Origin of the sequence: Streptomyces sp. NBC_00019, assembly GCF_045041015.1 — a bacterium.
Lineage (GTDB): Bacteria > Actinomycetota > Actinomycetes > Streptomycetales > Streptomycetaceae > Streptomyces.
Genome location: NZ_CP108302.1, coordinates 4,602,487 through 4,616,290, shown reverse-complemented (window position 1 = coordinate 4,616,290; position 13,804 = coordinate 4,602,487). Strand labels below are relative to the sequence as shown.

General features: G+C 70.9%; 10 protein-coding genes and 1 pseudogene. 10 read left to right on the top strand and 1 reads right to left on the bottom strand.

Annotated elements, in window-relative coordinates:
- The first annotated feature begins 25 nt into the window (after positions 1-25).
- The 8 genes and pseudogenes from OHU89_RS21620 (at position 26) to OHU89_RS21585 (ending at position 8,043) form a co-directional block, all read left to right on the top strand.
- Positions 26-427: a hypothetical protein gene (locus OHU89_RS21620; RefSeq protein WP_405645106.1), complete on the top strand. Its 402-nt coding sequence runs from the start codon at positions 26-28 to the stop codon at positions 425-427.
- A 51-nt stretch (positions 428-478) separates the two neighbouring features.
- Positions 479-1,369, top strand: coding sequence for a TatD family hydrolase (locus tag OHU89_RS21615; RefSeq protein WP_266891307.1), 891 nt, complete (start codon positions 479-481; stop codon positions 1,367-1,369).
- Between the two features lie 96 nt (positions 1,370-1,465).
- The gene (locus OHU89_RS21610) at positions 1,466-2,818 is read left to right on the top strand and encodes a ubiquitin-like domain-containing protein (RefSeq protein WP_405645104.1); all 1,353 of its coding nucleotides are present in this window, start codon (positions 1,466-1,468) and stop codon (positions 2,816-2,818) included.
- A gap of 33 nt (positions 2,819-2,851) precedes the next feature.
- Entirely contained in the window at positions 2,852-3,745 is an 894-nt protein-coding gene (rsmA, locus tag OHU89_RS21605) for a 16S rRNA (adenine(1518)-N(6)/adenine(1519)-N(6))-dimethyltransferase RsmA (protein ID WP_266891311.1), read from the top strand.
- Positions 3,742-4,644, top strand: a complete 903-nt coding sequence (locus OHU89_RS21600; RefSeq protein ID WP_405645102.1) for a 4-(cytidine 5'-diphospho)-2-C-methyl-D-erythritol kinase — start codon at positions 3,742-3,744, stop codon at positions 4,642-4,644. Before rsmA ends, OHU89_RS21600 begins: the two co-directional genes overlap by 4 nt.
- A 17-nt stretch (positions 4,645-4,661) precedes the next feature.
- Positions 4,662-4,757 (top strand): annotated as a pseudogene (locus OHU89_RS21595) (MHYT domain-containing protein); the annotation flags it as partial.
- A 49-nt stretch (positions 4,758-4,806) separates the two neighbouring features.
- Positions 4,807-6,792 (top strand): nitrate- and nitrite sensing domain-containing protein, encoded by a 1,986-nt coding sequence (locus tag OHU89_RS21590; RefSeq protein ID WP_405645100.1) that lies wholly within the window; start codon positions 4,807-4,809, stop codon positions 6,790-6,792.
- A 213-nt stretch (positions 6,793-7,005) separates the two neighbouring features.
- Positions 7,006-8,043 (top strand): peptidoglycan recognition family protein, encoded by a 1,038-nt coding sequence (locus tag OHU89_RS21585; RefSeq protein ID WP_405645098.1) that lies wholly within the window; start codon positions 7,006-7,008, stop codon positions 8,041-8,043.
- A gap of 42 nt (positions 8,044-8,085) precedes the next feature.
- On the opposite strand, the gene OHU89_RS21580 is transcribed toward OHU89_RS21585, so the two are convergent.
- Positions 8,086-9,720 carry an IS200/IS605 family accessory protein TnpB-related protein gene (locus OHU89_RS21580; protein ID WP_405645096.1) on the bottom strand — a complete coding sequence of 545 codons (1,635 nt, stop codon included), beginning with the start codon at positions 9,718-9,720 and terminating at the stop codon, positions 8,086-8,088.
- A 285-nt stretch (positions 9,721-10,005) separates the two neighbouring features.
- Here OHU89_RS21580 and OHU89_RS21575 point away from each other — a divergent pair, with 285 nt between their 5' ends.
- Positions 10,006-11,808 (top strand): ABC-F family ATP-binding cassette domain-containing protein, encoded by a 1,803-nt coding sequence (locus tag OHU89_RS21575; protein WP_405645094.1) that lies wholly within the window; start codon positions 10,006-10,008, stop codon positions 11,806-11,808.
- A 191-nt stretch (positions 11,809-11,999) separates the two neighbouring features.
- Positions 12,000-13,760 (top strand): PQQ-binding-like beta-propeller repeat protein, encoded by a 1,761-nt coding sequence (locus OHU89_RS21570; RefSeq protein WP_405645093.1) that lies wholly within the window; start codon positions 12,000-12,002, stop codon positions 13,758-13,760.
- The last annotated feature ends 44 nt before the right edge of the window (positions 13,761-13,804 follow it).

Sequence of the window (13,804 nt, the reverse complement as noted above, 5' to 3'; positions counted from 1 at the left end):
TGTCCAGCGGACCAGAGGAGCTGGCATGAGCGAGATCGCAGGGCAGACCGCCGCACTGCGCAGCGGCGCCACCGCCGTCGTCCACGAGTCGTATTCCTTCGCCTGCATGCGGTGCGGGCACGGCTGGGAGCAGTCGTACGAGATCGAGCACCACACCGGTGCCGACGGCCACGACTTCGTCATCTACGTCGCGAACAGCCAGGTAGTGCCGTCGCCGCTGAGCCGGCCCACGTGCCAGAACTGCGACGGGCACGTCGTACGGATCATGCGGCCGGGGCAGGTGTCCTCGGTGCTCGACGCCGCGCACCGCCGCGCCCCGCAGGCCGGGCCGGCCGAGGCGCCCGAGGTGCCCGCGCAGGCCAAGGAGCGCCACCACTGGCAGCTGTCCGATCTCCTTCACCCGTTCCACCACCGCAAGGCGAGCTGAAGCCCCGCCTCCCCCCGGGGAGAGGGCATGCCCCTTTCGTAGGATCGGGGCATGCCCTCCTCAAGCTCCAGCGCTCGCGAGAAGAATGCGGCGCCGCCGCTGCCCGAACCCCTCCGGGTGCCCGTCGCCGACTCCCACACCCACCTCGACATGCAGTCCGGGACGGTGGAGGAGGCCCTCGCGAAGGCCGCGTCGGTGGGCGTGACGACGGTCGTGCAGGTCGGCTGCGACGTACGCGGCTCGCAGTGGGCCGCGAAGACGGCGGCGCTGCACGACGCCGTCCACGCGACCGTCGCCCTGCACCCCAACGAGGCGCCGCGCATCGTCCACGGCGACCCCGACGGCTGGTCCCGGCAGGGCGCGCGGCAGCCGGGGGGCGCGCAGGCGCTCGACGAGGCGCTCGCGGAGATCGAGCGACTGGCCGCGCTTCCGCAGGTCAAGGGCGTCGGCGAGACCGGTCTCGACTACTTCCGCACCGGCCCCGAGGGCAAGGAGGCGCAGGAGCGCTCCTTCCGCGCCCACATCGAGATCGCCAAGCGGCACGGCAAGGCCCTCGTCATCCACGACCGTGACGCCCACGCCGACGTCCTGCGCGTGCTCAAGGAGGAGGGCGCCCCCGAGCGCACCGTCTTCCACTGCTACTCCGGCGACGCCGAGATGGCGGAGATCTGCGCCCGCGCCGGATACTTCATGTCCTTCGCCGGCAACGTCACCTTCAAGAACGCCCAGAACCTGCGGGACGCGGTCGCGGTGGCCCCGCCGGAGCTGCTCCTCGTGGAGACCGACGCGCCCTTCCTGACGCCGGTGCCGTACCGCGGACGGCCCAACGCGCCCTATCTCATTCCGGTCACGGTGCGCGCGATGGCCGCGGTGCGGGGCATCGACGAGGACGCGTTGGCCACGGCACTCGCCTCCAACACCGCTCGGGCGTTCGGCTACTGACCCGATCGGTCGTAACCGGCAGTAGCCACGTCGCTTTGGAGAGTGACGGACACTCCGCTAGGTTCTGGGTCTCTCTGGACCCTGGAGCGTGTCGGCGTGAGCAACTCCCAGTACCAGACGTACGAGACGTACGGCCCCAACGATCCGTACGGCGCGGTGTACGACCCGCACAGCGCGGAGGCGGTGCCGTACGGCGTCCAGGTCGCGCCGACGCTGCCGACCCCGCCGATGCCCGTGTCGTACGAGGACACGTACCGGCCCGCCTACGAGCGGCCCGAGGCGCCCGCGCCCGTCCCGCACCCCGGAGCGAGCCGGCGGGCCGCGCGCCGGAGGAAGGGGCGGGGCGCCGAGCGCGCGGACACCGCGATGCGCCGGCTGCTGCCGCAGGCGCTGGTCGTGGCGTTCCTCGCCGGCGGCACCACCGCGTTCGTCGCCAAGGACAAGGCGATCGAGCTGACCGTCGACGGCAAGCCGCGCACGCTGCACACCTTCGCCGACGACGTGACCGAACTCCTCGCCGACGAGGGCGTCGACGTGGGAGCGCACGACGTGGTCGCGCCCGCTCCCGGGACGGAGCTCTCCAGCGGCGACGAGATCGCCGTGCACTACGGGCGCCCCGTGCGGCTCACGCTCGACGGGGAGCGGCGCGAGGTCTGGACGACGGCGCGCACGGTGGACGGGGCACTCAAGCAGCTGGGGGTGCGCGCGGAGGGCGCGTATGTGTCGACCTCGCGCTCCCGGCCGATCGGGCGGGAGGGGCTCACGCTGGACGTGCGCACCGAGCGCGCGGTCACGGTCATGGCGGACGGCCGGTCGCGCACCGTGCGCACGAACGCGGCGACCGTGGGGGAGGTCGTCGAGGAGGCCGGCATCACACTGCGCGGGCAGGACACGACGTCGGTCGCGCCGGGGAGTTTTCCGCGTGACGGGCAGACCGTCACCGTGCTCCGGATCACCGGGACCAAGGAGGTCCGCGAGGAGGCGATCCCGTTCCGGGTGGAGCGCACCGAGGACCCCTCGCTGTTCAGGGGCACGGAGGTCGTCGAGCAGGCGGGGCAGACGGGGCTGCGGCGGATCACGTACTCCTTGCGGACCGTCAACGGCGTCAGGCAGAAGCCGCGGCGGATCAGGTCCGAGGTGGTGCGGGAGGCGCGGACGCAGGTGGTGAAGGTGGGGACCAAGCCGTTGCCGATGTCCGTGCAGGGCGCGGACGGGCTGGACTGGCAGCAGCTGGCGACGTGCGAGTCGGGGGGCCGGCCCGACGCGGTGGACCCGTCGGGGACGTACGGCGGGCTGTACCAGTTCGACACACGGACCTGGCAGGGGCTGGGCGGGAGCGGACGGCCGCAGGACGCACCGGCGGCGGAACAGACGTTCCGGGCGAAGAAGCTGTATGTGCAGCGGGGGGCCAGCCCGTGGCCGCACTGCGGGAGGCGGTTGCACGGGTGAGGGGTGCCCCCACCGCCCCGTACCCTTGTGGCCGTGAGCAGCAGCCCCGCCCCCGATGCCCTTCTCGGCCCCGCCGACGTCCGTGAGCTCGCGGAAGTCCTCGGTGTGCGACCGACCAAGCAGCGCGGGCAGAACTTCGTGATCGACGCGAATACGGTGCGCCGTATCGTCCGTACCGCAGACGTCCGCCCGGACGACGTCGTCGTCGAGGTCGGTCCGGGGCTCGGGTCCCTCACCCTCGCGTTGCTCGAAGTCGCGGACCGGGTCACCGCGGTCGAGATCGACGACGTACTCGCCGCCGCGCTGCCCGCCACCATCGCGGCCCGCATGCCCGGCCGGGCCGACCGGTTCGCGCTGGTGAACTCCGACGCGATGCAGGTCGGCGAGTTGCCGGGCCCGGCACCCACCGCGCTCGTGGCGAACCTGCCGTACAACGTCGCCGTACCCGTCCTCCTGCACATGCTCGAGACCTTCCCGACCATCGAACGGACCCTCGTCATGGTCCAGGCGGAGGTCGCGGACCGGCTCGCCGCGGGGCCCGGCTCCCGGGTGTACGGCGTGCCGTCGGTGAAGGCCAACTGGTACGCGGAGGTCAAGCGGGCCGGGTCCATCGGCCGCAAGGTCTTCTGGCCCGCGCCCAACGTCGACAGCGGGCTCGTGTCGCTCGTCAAGCGCGCCGAGCCGATCAGGACCACCGCCTCCAGGCGCGAGGTCTTCGCCGTCGTCGACGCGGCCTTCGCGCAGCGGCGCAAGACACTGCGCGCCGCCCTCGCCGGGTGGGCCGGGTCCGCGGCCGCCGCCGAGGTCGCGCTCGTCGCCGCCGGGGTCTCGCCGCAGGCGCGCGGGGAGGCCCTCACCGTCGAGGAGTTCGCCCGTATCGCCGAGAACCGCGTCGAGCACGACAACGAGGAGCCGAGCCGCCCGTGAGCGTCACCGTCCGTGTCCCCGCCAAGGTCAACGTCCAGCTCGCGGTCGGCGCCGCCCGCCCCGACGGCTTCCACGACCTGGCCAACGTCTTCCTGGCGGTCGGCCTCCACGACGAGGTGACGGTCACCCCGGCCGACGAGCTGCGCATCACCTGCGCGGGGCCGGACGCGGGGCAGGTGCCTCTCGACCGTACGAACCTGGCGGCGCGCGCGGCGCTGGCGCTCGCCGAGCGACGCGGCATCGAGGCCGCCGTGCACATCCACATCGCCAAGGACATCCCCGTCGCCGGCGGCATGGCCGGCGGCAGTGCGGACGGTGCCGGAGCGCTGCTGGCCTGCGACACCCTGTGGGGCACGAACACCTCCCGCGCGGAACTGCTGGAGATCTGCGCCGAGTTGGGCAGCGACGTGCCGTTCAGCCTGGTGGGCGGGGCCGCGCTCGGGACCGGGCGGGGGGAGAAGCTGCGTGTGCTCGACGTCGGCGGGACCTTCCACTGGGTCTTCGCGATGGCGGGGCGCGGGCTGTCCACCCCGGCCGTCTTCCGGGAGTTCGACCGGCTGGCCGAGGGGCTGGACGTCCCCGAGCCCGTCGCCTCGCAGGAGTTGATCGACGCGCTCGCGAAGGGTGACCCCGACGCGCTCGCCGCGGCCGTCTCCAACGACCTTCAGCCCGCCGCCCTTTCGCTCTTCCCGGAGCTCGCCGACACCCTCGCGGCCGGCCGAACCGCCGGTGCGCTCGCCGCGCTGGTGTCGGGGTCGGGTCCGACGACGGCGTTCCTGACGCGCGATCCGGAGGCCGCGGTGAAGGTGGCCGAGGCGCTGACAGCGTCCGGTACGTGCCGGACCGTGCGGACCGCGTCGGGGCCCGTGCCGGGTGCGACCGTGGTGGCTGGATCCTGACGTTCCCCTGACAGTTACTCGCCGCGCTGGTCATGGGGCTTGCGGTGAGCAGCATGCACTACACCGCGATGTACGCCGTCGAGATCTCGCTGACGCCCAGCAGTGCGGGCTTGCTTTGGGGCGCGTTGTACGCACCGTAATTTCCTTGAACGAGGTTCCCCGATGCGCGTTCTCCGTACCACGACCGGCAGACTTCGGCCCAGATCCGTTCGAGCGAAGATCGTCTCCCAGCTGATGCTGCCCATCGTGTCCCTCATGGCGCTGTGGGGCTTCGCCGCCGTGACGACCGCGTCCAGCATCGGCGACACCGAGCGTGCCAAGGACGTCAACGCCGAACTCCTCACCCCCGTCAGCAGGTTCGTCACCGCACTGCAGGCCGAGCGCACCGCCGTCATGCGGCACAAGGACGCGCCCGCCGCCTACGCCACCGCCCGCAAGGCCACCGACCAGGCGGCGACCGCCCTGCTCGACGGCATCAACGCCTCCAGCTCGGACGCGGCCCTCCTCGACGCGGGCCTGCCGCAGCGCATCGAGACGCTGGAGGGCGAGGCCGACCGGCTTCCCCAGCTCCGTACCGGGGCGGCCGCGAAGCCCTCGACGGCGTACCCGAAGTACACCGCGGTCATCGAGCGCGCCTTCTCGGTCGCGGGTGGTCTCACCGGCGACCAGAGCACCGACGCCGCCTCCGACGCGCGCGTGGTGCTCGAACTCGCCCGGGCGCGCGAGGCGTTGGCACGTGAGCAGGCGCTGCTGGGCGCCGCCGAGGCCGCCGGGACGCTGACCCGGCAGGGGTACGCGCAGTTCGTCGGCTCGGTCGCCACACAGCGGCAGCTGCTCCGGCCGGCGGCCGACGACCTCAAGCCCGCGCACCAGGCGGCGTACGAGGAGATCCTGTCCGGCGACGAGTACGCCGGGCTCCAGGCGGTCGAGAACCGGGTGCAGAGCGCCGGTCCCGGCGCCTCGGCCGTGGCCTCGGGGCTGCTGACCGGCTGGGACGCGGCGTCGGCCGGGGTGCTGAAGGACCTGACCGCGGCCGAGAGCGCCGCCGGTATCGGCGCGACCGCCAAGGCCGATCCGTCCGGCTGGGACACCCTCGGCGCCTCCGGAGTCGCCGTGGTGCTGGGCCTCGTCGGTGTGCTGCCGTCGCTGCTCGTGTCCGTCCTCGTCGGACGCGGCCTCATCGTCGAACTGCTCGACCTGCGCAACGACGCCCTGGAGGTGGCAGGGCGCCGGCTGCCGCAGGCCATGCGCAGACTGCACGCGGGGCAGGGCGTCGACATCGACGCCGAGGCCCCTCTGCGCCGCCTCGTCGGCGATGAACTCGCCCAGGTGGGCACCGCGTTGACCGCCGTCCAGCGCGCCGCGCTCAAGGCCGCCTCCGAGCGCGCCGAACTCCTCAGCGGCATCTCCGGCGTGTACGTCAGCCTCGCCCGCCGCAGCCAGGTGCTGCTGCACCGCCAGCTCGACCTGCTGGACGGCATGGCGCATCGGCAGCAGGACCCGAACGAACTGCAGGACCTGTACCGCGTCGACTACCTGGCCACCCGGATGCGCCGTCACTCCGAGTCGCTGCTGATCCTGTCCGGCATCGCGCCCGGCCGCGGCTGGCGGGACCCGATCCCGCTGGCGGACGTGCTGCGCGCCGCGACCGCCGATATCGAGAGCGCGGGCCGGGTGCAGATGTGGGCGGTGCCGAAGGTGTCCGTGGTGGGCGGTTCGGTCGCCGACGTCATCCATCTGCTCGCCGAACTCGTCGAGAACGCGACGGCGTTCTCACCGCCCAGCGCCAAGGTGCAGCTGCGCGCGGCCCGGATGCGGGACGGGGTGCTCATCGAGGTCGAGGACAGCGGCTTCGGTATGAACGAGCAGGCCCTCGCGGACGCCAACAGCAAGATCCAGTCCGAGAAGGTCGACCTCCTCGACGCCAAGCAGATCGGCCTGTTCGTGGTGAACCGGCTGCGCGAGCGCCAGGGTCTGCGGGTGGAGCTGCGTGCCTCGCCCAACGGCGGTGTCACCGCGGCGGTGTTCATCCCCGAGCCCCTGACGCGCGACGACATGCCGGTGGGCGAGCAGGTCTTCGGCGGGCGCGGACTGGCCCCGGCCGCGGCGCTGATCCCGCAGCAGCGGATCACTGGTGCCGGGGCATGACGCGGTCTTTGCCCGATCTCCACACGATCTACTGCGGACGCAGTACGTGGGGAACACCAGGGGCCCCTAGGGTCACTTGATACTTCAAGCGCCACCAGCGCCCCGCAAGGTGCCACCGGCGCTCCTCAAGTGAACGCATCGGAAGGCACGTCCGTGTCCGAATCCCCCACCCCCACCTCCCACCGCAGGAAGCGGCCCCTGTCACGTCGTGGCGTGATCGGGGCCGCCGGAGCCGTGGCCGCCGGGGCCGCCCTGACCCCGGTGGTCTTCGCGGCGACCGACTCCGACTCCGGTTCGCAGCCCGAGGCGTCCGGTACGACGCCGGAGAAGTTCCCCACGACCCGCTCCGACGCGGCCACCGGCGCCGGCACGGCCACCACCGCCTTCGCCGCCTCCTACGTCGGCGTCCGCTGGGCCGGCGCGCAGGACGGCGCCGCCCTGCGTCTCCCGGACGGCGACTGGCGGACGCTGAGCGGCGGCTGCGCGACCGTCGACGACGGAGGCGCGGCCCTGGTCGCGGCCGGCTCCACCACGTCGTACGAGGTGAAGGCGGCGGACGGCACGACGGACGTGCGCTCGCTCGCGATCGACACCACCGACGGGCCGCAGCGCACCTTCAAGGTGCCCTCTGAGCCCACGCGCGTACGCGGCGTGCGCTACCAGTCGCGGCCCGCGTGGGGTGCGGACGAGTCGAAGCGGTACAAGAACGGCGTGGTCAACTCGCCGGAGAAGTACTACGCGTTGCAGACGATCACCGTCCACCACACGGACACCCCGAACGACGACGCCGACCCCGCCGCGACCGTCCGGGCGATCTACGAGTACCACGCGGTCACCCTCGACTGGGGCGACATCGGCTACCACTTCCTCATCGACGAGGCGGGCACCGTCTACGAGGGCCGTTACTCCGGCGACGACAACGTCCCCGCCTTCAACTCCGACGGCGACCTCGTCACCGCCTTCCACACCTCCGGCTACAACTCCGGCAACCTCGGCATCGCGCTCCTCGGCACCCTCACCGACCAGGGCCCGACGGACGCGGCCAAGGCCTCGCTGGTCCGTCTGATCAAGGTGATCTCCCGCTTCAAGGGCCTCGACCCGCAGGCGAAGGTCACCTACACCAACCCGGTCAACGGTGTGACCAAGGACGTCGAGACGGTCAGCGGCCACCGTGACTGGCTGGAGACGGACTGCCCCGGGCAGACGATGTACGACCTGCTGACCGAGGTCAGGGCAACCGCAGCCCGCTGATCAAGGTGGGCGTGCTGTACGAACATGGGGGTGGGACCGTTCCTAGGAACTGAGCGGGAGCGGGTCCTGTTGCCAGGTCGCATGCTCAGTCGCGTGCTCCGAACGGTGTTGGGCACGCTGGTCGCCCGCTTTCACTCCAGACCCGGGCGGCACGCGTATAGCGCGTGGTCCGGGAATGCGGGGGCGGGATTCCTCACGCCTTCGGGTCTCCGGTTCGGCCTGGGCGGTCCGATGCCTCGCACGATCACTCCGGTCGTGTGGGGGCGGTGCTGTCCGTCGCCGGATCGGGTGCCCGAGGGCGCGTCTTCCGATCGCCACGGCCGCCGCGTCGTGGCGGGAGACCGTGCGAGTCTTGCTGGTGAGGGGCTGTTGCCAGTGCTGAGCGCCCCATTTTGAGGTGTAGGCCGGGTCCACGGCGACAATTGCGATGTCCTGTTCGGCGGCCATCGCCACTAGCCGGGCCTTGAGCCGGGCGGTGGGGAAACGGGAGATCAGGCGACGGAAACCTTTATTGCGGCCGTGCTTCTCCCGGGATGTGCTGTCGGTGAAGTCAAGGTCCTCGATTGCGATGGCGGCGGCTCCGCAACGGCGGGTGTGGCGCAGCAGCCGGGTCAGGGTGTGCCGAATTTGGGCGTCACGGTGCTGGGCGGTGCCGGACAGGTCGTAGAAGAAGCGCCGAGGTTCTCCGATCGGGTTGCCGTGGATGTCCAGGTGCCAGACGGCTAGGTGGTCGTCGTTCATGTCCACCCCCACCACGCCCCGGACCAGAGCCGCTTCCAGCGGCAGGCTCGGTGCGGCAGCCCGTTGCCAGCAGGCCGTGACATACCAACGGCCGCGGGCCACGTCGTGGTGGATGCGGTAGAAAACCGCCCGATTGTCCGCGATTCGGTCTGCCCACTCCTCTGCCCGGTGCCGAAACTGTGCGGCTGCCTCCAGTACGTACCGGCCGTGCGGGGCATTGGCCAGACGCGCGAGCCCGGCGGGAAGTTTGATCGAGACCAGTCCTGTGTCGGTGACACGAATGGTCTCATTACCGAAGCGCTTGCCTGACTCCCCGTCTGCGGCCAGGAACATTCGCGCCGTCTGCCATTGCTGTCGCCATGCCTGCTCGCTGAGACCAGCGTGATTCAGGTGATGGCGCAGCCGTAGAAGCTGTTTGCCTCCGCGCACTACGCGGACCTGTCCGGACGCCCAGTCCGCTTCCAGCATCACCAGCCGGTTCTGCAGTACATGCAGGCGGCGAGACTTGGCGTGCCACTCCGTCCGTGAGCCGTATCCGCGCACCAGCCCTTTACGTTTGTCCGCCTTGGTACCCACCGGACGTGCCAGGCGCGCCTCGATCTGTTTGATCTGCCCACGCAGCCACGCCATCTCGGCAGCTTGTCCACGCCGGGTCAGCGCCCACTGGTCGTGCGTTGCCTTGGTGATACTGCCCGCCCAGCGCGCCGAAGAGGCACTGGTCAGCTCCCGCTTCCGTGCCGCCCACGACGCGGCATCATGGGTCGTCCCTTGCCTGCACCGCACTGCGAGATCTCCCGCGGACAGCCTGCCGAGGAACGCCCCGACCTCGCTCAGCACCGCCACATCCGTTTCCGAGACTCGCAACCGGGTCCGGATCGCGACCCCCGAGGGGCCGGACACCACGAATGGTGCCGCCGCCTCCCGCAGCCCGCTCACGCTGTCACCCCCTGTCGGCTCCCGAGATCCAGTCGGAAAATCCAACGAGCTGCGCCGGTGAAGGTCACGTATTCGATGCACAAACTCTCGTTCGCCTTCATGGAGCCCCCATCTGCGCAGCCTGACGCTACGGGGGATACTCACCTCCTTCGCCGCAACGCACCTGAGCGGGGGGCAAGCCGCATCAGTTCCCCACCCCGTGCGGTCCGAGTAGCAGGCGCGGGTAGGGGCCACCTCCCGCCCGACTACCCTGGAGGGTCGAGCATCCCCCTTGTCAGGAGAGAAATGGCCGTCAATCTGGTCAATGTCGAGAACGTCAGCAAGGTGTACGGCACCCGTGCCCTGCTCGACGGCGTCTCGCTCGGCGTCTCCGAGGGTGATCGCATCGGCGTCGTCGGCCGCAACGGCGACGGCAAGACCACCCTGATCCGCATGCTCGCCAAGCACGAGGAGCCCGACACCGGCCGCGTCACCCACTCCGGCGGGCTGCGCAGCGGCGTCCTCACCCAGCACGACTCCCTGGACTCGACCGCGACCGTCCGCCACGAGGTCATCCGGGACATGGCCGACCACGAGTGGGCCGGCAACGCCAAGATCCGCGACGTCCTGACCGGTCTCTTCGGCGGCCTCGACCTGCCCGGCTTCCCGCAGGGCCTGGACACCGTCATCGGCCCGCTCTCCGGCGGTGAGCGCCGCCGGATCGCGCTCGCCAAACTCCTCATCGAGGAGCAGGACATGCTCGTCCTCGACGAGCCCACCAACCACCTCGACGTCGAGGGCATCTCCTGGCTCGCCCGGCATCTGCGCGAGCGCCGGTCCGCGCTCGTCTGCGTCACCCACGACCGCTGGTTCCTCGACCAGGTCTGCACGCGCATGTGGGACGTGCAGAAGGGCGATGTCTTCGAGTACGAGGGCGGCTACTCCGACTACGTCTTCGCCCGCGCCGAGCGCGAGCGCATCGCCGCCACCGAGGAGACCAAGCGGCAGAACCTGGTCCGCAAGGAGCTCGCCTGGCTGCGCCGCGGCGCCCCGGCCCGTACGTCCAAGCCGCGCTTCCGCGTCGAGGCCGCCAACGAGCTCATCAAGGACGTGCCGCCGCCGCGCGACTCCAGCGAGCTGATGAAGTTCGCGTCCTCGCGGCTCGGCAAGACGGTCTTCGACCTGGAGGACGTGACCGTCCAGGCCGGCCCCAAGGTGCTGCTCAAGCACATCACCTGGCAGCTCGGCCCCGGCGACCGCATCGGTCTGGTCGGTGTCAACGGCGCCGGCAAGACCTCCCTGCTGCGCGCCATGCGCGAGGCCTGGCGGACCGAGGGCGAGACGCAGCCCGTCGGCGGCCGGGTCTCCGTGGGGAAGACGGTCAAGCTCGCCTATCTCTCCCAGGAGGTCGCCGAACTCGACCCGGCCCTGAGGGTGCTCGAGGCGGTGCAGCGGGTGCGTGAGCGCGTCGACCTCGGCAAGGGGCGCGAGATGACCGCCGGGCAGCTGTGCGAGACGTTCGGCTTCAACAAGGAGAAGCAGTGGACACCGGTCGGCGACCTGTCGGGCGGTGAGCGGCGCAGGCTCCAGCTCCTGCGTCTCCTCATGGACGAGCCCAACGTCCTCTTCCTCGACGAGCCCACCAACGACCTCGACATCGAGACCCTGACCCAGCTGGAGGACCTCCTCGACGGCTGGCCCGGCTCGATGATCGTCATCTCCCACGACCGCTTCTTCGTCGAGCGCACCACCGACCGGGTCTTCGCCCTCCTCGGTGACGCCACCCTGCGGATGCTGCCGCGCGGTATCGACGAGTACATCGAGCGCCGCCACAAGATGGAGGAGGCCGCGGCCGCCGCCGCACCGGTCGTCCAGAAGGCCGCGCCCGACAGGAGCGCCGCCGACCAGCGGGCCGCCAAGAAGGAGCTCCAGAAGATCGAGCGGCAGCTCGACAAGGTCTCCGAGAAGGAGACCAAGCTGCACGCCCAAATCGCCGATAACGCCACGGACTTCGCGAAGGTGGCCGAACTCGACGCCACGCTCCGGGACTTGGCCGCGGAGCGCGAGGAGCTGGAGATGCGCTGGCTGGAACTCGCCGAGGACGCGTGAAGGGTGCGTGAAGACGCATAACGGAGGCGTCACGGGCCGGTCCTCCCTTGGGTACAGGGGATGATCGGCCCGGGTTCCTGTCGGTCCCGGGTGATAGAAAGAGCCGTCTGAGAACTTTCTGAGTACGACTCTGAGTCCGTTACGTACCTCAGGGCGTGGCTAAAAATCAGTGAACGAGGGGGAACGCGCTGATGGCTCAGCCGCCCAACCAGCCGCCCGGCTTTGGAGCACCGCAGGACCAGCCGCCGCAGGGTGGCTTCGGCGCGCCGCCGCCCCCTGCGGGCCCGCCGCAGACGCCGCCGCCTCCGCAGGGGCCGCCGGCGGGTGCGCCCCAGCCCGGTTACGGCTACCCCCAGCAGCCGCCCGCCGGTCCGTACGGCCAGCCGCAGCAGCCGGGCCCCTACGGCCAGCCCGGGCCCTACGGTCAGCCCCAGCCGCCCGGCCCCTACGGCCAGCCCGGTTACGGCTACCCGCCCCAGCCGCAGTACCCCGGCGGCCCCGGCACTCCGCCGTCCGGCTCGCGCAACCCCTTCAAGGGCAAGCCGGCCCTCGTCATCGCCGCGGCCGTGGCCGGGCTGCTGGTGGTCGGCGGCACCGTGTGGGCGGTCGCGAGCGGCGGCGACGACGACCCGAAGAAGCCGGTCGCCAAGGAGAGCGGCAGCACCAAGCCCTCCGCCTCCGACGACCCGGTCAACCCCGGGTACGGCGACGGTGGCGGCGGCGAGGAGCAGACGGACCTCAACGAGGGCCGCCAGTCCGGCGAGTCGAAGGTGCTCTGGTACAAGGAGGCACCCGACGCGCCCGGCAACGGCGCCGATGCCCCCGGCATGTGGATCACCGACAAGACCGCGGTGAAGGCGGCGTACAAGCAGCTCTTCGCCTACAACGTTGGCGACGGCAAGCCCACCTGGGACCCGATCACCTTCGACCAGAAGATCTGCGCGACCACCCCGCAGCAGACGGCCGCCGGCAAGATCGTCGTGGCCTACATGAGCGGCAGCAGCGACCGCGCGGAGTGCAACAAGCTCCAGGAGATCGACCTCAACACCGGCGAGAAGGGCTGGAGCGGCGAGGTCGCCGACGGCGAGCTGTTCGACAGCACCCTCCAGATCGAACTGTCCATCACCGGCAAGACGTTGCTGGTGGGCCGCTCGATGTCGGGCACGGGCTACGACGTGGAGACCGGCAAGAAGCTCTTCGACAAGGCGAAGTACGGCAACGCCTGCTTCCCCAGCGCCTTCGCGGGCGGTGCCAAGCTGATCGCCGTCTCCTCCTGCGACGCCTCCGGTGACAACGAGCACGACGAGGTGCAGGAGCTGGACCCGACGACCGGCAAGGTCAAGTGGACCCAGAAGTTCGACAAGGGCTGGCGGGTCGCGCGCGCCTACTCCCTCGACCCGCTGGTCATCTACAGCACCAACGAGGACAAGAACAGCTGGAACATCTCCACGTTCACCGACGGTGGCAAGTTCCGCTCCCAGGTCGCCTTCGACGAGGACTTCGCCCCCGCCTGCGACTGGGCGATCTTCGCGCGTGACCTGACGGGCTGCACGGGCGCGGTCGCCGACGCGGACACGCTCTACCTGCCCACCGAGGCCACCTCCAGCGCCAACGAGATCGTGGCGATCAACCTCTCCAACGGCAAGGAGAAGTGGCGCGTCAAGTCCCCGGCGGACGAGGCGATGCTGCCGCTGAAGATCGAGAACGGCAAGCTGATCGCCTACGTCCAGCCGTCGTACGACGCGGGCGGCCAGGTCGTCTCCGTCGCCACCACCGGCTCGAACCACAAGCCGGCCAAGCTGCTCCAGAACCCGGCGGGCATCGCCGACATCGAGGACGGCTTCTACTCCAAGGCCATCGACTGGGTCGACGGACGCTTCTACCTCTCGACCACACGGCTGAGCGGCAACGACGACACGCAGGAGAAGTTGATGCTCGCCTACGGCAAGTAGCCCCTCGCCCCGTCACGTTCCCGTCGTCGTCCCTACTTCCCGAG